Here is a 2520-nt window from a genome sequence, read left to right on the forward strand (position 1 = left end):
TAGAAAATCGCGCAGATGCCATGGGTCGAGCACGATCGGCGCAGGGCCTCCGTCACCGCAATGACGTTTTCCTTCCGCGAAACCGCATATCCGACGCATTTGCGCGTGGCGACATCCAGCACCGAGGTGATTTCCGGGCGCATCGGGCGGCGCGAGACGGGATCCGCGACCTCGGCATCGAACGTCTTGCCGTCGGCCGTGTAGATGGTGGTAGGCCACATGTCCTCGGTCGTGCGGGTGACATAGGCCATGCGGGACCGCAGCGTCAGCAGCCCCTCCCGCCCGACGTACTTGTCCAGGCCCTTGATCTTGTGTTTCAGGATATGGCGCACCTGATCGAGCGTGACCGTCATCGGCTGCGCGCCCTGACGCGCCGCAACCGCATCGGTGTAATCCCTGTAGGCTTCCGGGATGCTTGGCTTGCCGGGCAGCGCCCAGAACTTCAGGAAATCATAGAAGCCGGCGGGAATGGCCTCTTCCTGCTTCGGCGGGATCGGCGCCAGGGCAAGCACCCCACGTTCATCGCGCGCCTTGAACCAGCGCCGGAGCGTCCGTTCCGAAATGACCTCTGTCGACCGCCGGTCATTCGCGTCGGCCAGACGTTCCGGCGAAACCTGAAACCCGTCAGGGGCTGTCAGTTTCAGCGCGACCCCGAGGCTCGCGATATCCCGCTCGCTCAGGGGTTCCCCGGTATCGCGGCGTTGTTCGACTGCCTGACGCTCGGCATAGGCCGCCTGCGCGTCGATGAACCGGGCGATGGCCCAAGCGCGCGGCTGGCCCTGGGCGATGGCGTAGCCCTCGATCGCCAACAGGATTTCAGCCCGGGCTTCCATGACCTTGCGGGCATGCGCCGGCAGCGCCGCCGCGCGAACCGCAGCCAACTGGCGTCGGTCGGCCTCGGCGGCCGCATCATGCCGCGTCAGCATGACCTGCCGCATGTCGCGGGCGGCGATGGTGGCGATCATCGGCTCGGGCAGCAGCGTGAAATGGTACTCCAGCCCGCCGCCGCGACCGGCGCGCTTGCGGCAAAGATTGGGGCCGAGGCCGTTCCAGCCATCACGCTCCGCCACCATGTTCACGCCGCGCTTGGTGGAGGGAAACGTCGTGATCCCACGCTGGCGCGCGATATCCGCCAGTTCCTGCGCCGTGAAGAATTCCTGTGCGTTCAGCGCCATGTTCATCTGCGGGCCCTCCTGCGGGCCGAAAGAACCTGCCTGCGGGCCTGCATCTCCTCGATGTGATCCTCCAGGAGGCGCTCCTCGATCAGGTCGGCATACTCCGCCTCGATCACCGTCAGGCCAAACTCGCCCGGCACGAAGCCGAGCAGGTCGCGGGCGCCGGTGGCGTGGACGAGGGCGATGAAGGCGTCGAAGGGGATGCGATGCTCCTCCGACGCCTCCGAGGCCCATTTGTGCAGCATCGCCTCGCTGATCGACCGGCCCAGATACAGGCCCATCTCCCGCGCCACCTCGGCCCGGCTCAGCCCGCGCTCCTCGCGCGCGTCGCGCAATGCCTGGGACACCAGCCGGGCGATCTTGTTGTCGAGCCGCCCGCGACCGATGACATCGGCGCTGTAGCCGACAGCCACACGCGGCGGCTGCCAGTCGAACAGATCCTTCGTCAGAGGGTCGCGGCGGCGGGCCATCAGATGCGCCCCAGACGCTGGAGGGCAGCGATCATGCGATCGGCCTGTTCAGCCACCACCCGGTCAAAAACCGGGTCTGGCAGCGCGGTCAGGGTGGCGCGGATCGTGCTGATGCGCTTCTCCTCGGCCGAGGGCTGCACCCCGCCGGCCAGATAGGCCAGCGCCGATGCCACGTTGACGATCTCGGGATGTTCCTCGCCCAGGATGAGGTCCACGACCTTCACCTGATCGTTGATCTTCAGTTCCGACAGCGCCTTCAGCTCGGTCTGCTTGTCGGCCAGCGGCGAGCCGTGCAGACGGCGGCGCAGGGGTGGGTAGAGGTCCGACCAGATTTTAACGGCAAGGCGGATACTGCGCGCAGAAAGGCCAACCTTCTCAGCCACCACCTCAGAGAAGCCGAAGATTTGGACCTCATCTCCGGCAAGTGGCAAACTTTGCCACTTGCCACCTATGCGCCGGTTTCCGCGGTCCCCGCCATGCTTCGCCTGCGGATACTTCCGCTCGTGGATCTGCTTCAGGTCATAGAGGTGGTGGCAGCGATCGAGCGCCGTGAGGTCGTAGCGGCCGAGGTTCTCGACGACCTCTTCGAGCCGGGCCTCGTCATCCGAGGCGGCGGCGGACAGGAAGGCCGGGATCGCCTCGCGCCCCATCATGCGGAACGCCTCGACCCGGTGCAGTCCGGCAACGAGGCGATAGCGCCGGAACTCGCCCTCGACGGGGCGAACGATGATCGGATGCAGCAAGCCCTGTGCATCGATCAGGGCGGCGAGGGCCTCGGCCCAGGCAGGCTCGAGGCCACGGGCGCGGTCGGAACCCACCTCGATCGAGGCGAGCGGGATCTCGTGGAGATCGGGCATTGTCATTCTGGGTGCCTG

The 2520-nt window shown here is 66.6% G+C and carries 3 protein-coding genes; all 3 read right to left on the reverse strand.

Annotation, left to right across the window (positions count from 1 at the left end; genetic code table 11):
* Positions 1-1181, reverse strand: a 1181-nt coding sequence (locus tag RGD00_RS23090; protein ID WP_310459581.1) for a DNA-binding protein, incomplete at its 3' end; no start/stop codon positions are given.
* A complete protein-coding gene (locus RGD00_RS23095; RefSeq protein WP_310459582.1) occupies positions 1178-1645 on the reverse strand; it encodes a helix-turn-helix domain-containing protein in 468 nt (155 codons plus the stop codon). The genes RGD00_RS23095 and RGD00_RS23090, both read right to left, overlap by 4 nt.
* Positions 1645-2520, reverse strand: an 876-nt coding sequence (locus RGD00_RS23100) for a ParB/RepB/Spo0J family partition protein (RefSeq protein WP_310459583.1), incomplete at its 5' end; no start/stop codon positions are given. The genes RGD00_RS23095 and RGD00_RS23100, both read right to left, overlap by 1 nt.

The organism is Ruixingdingia sedimenti, assembly GCF_031432425.1.
GTDB classification, from domain to species: domain Bacteria; phylum Pseudomonadota; class Alphaproteobacteria; order Rhodobacterales; family Rhodobacteraceae; genus Ruixingdingia; species Ruixingdingia sedimenti.

Coding starts and splice junctions, on each gene's coding strand:
- RGD00_RS23095 (WP_310459582.1), bottom strand. CDS start 1,645: ATGGCCCGCCGCCGCGACCCTCTGACGAAGGATCTGTTCGACTGGCAG.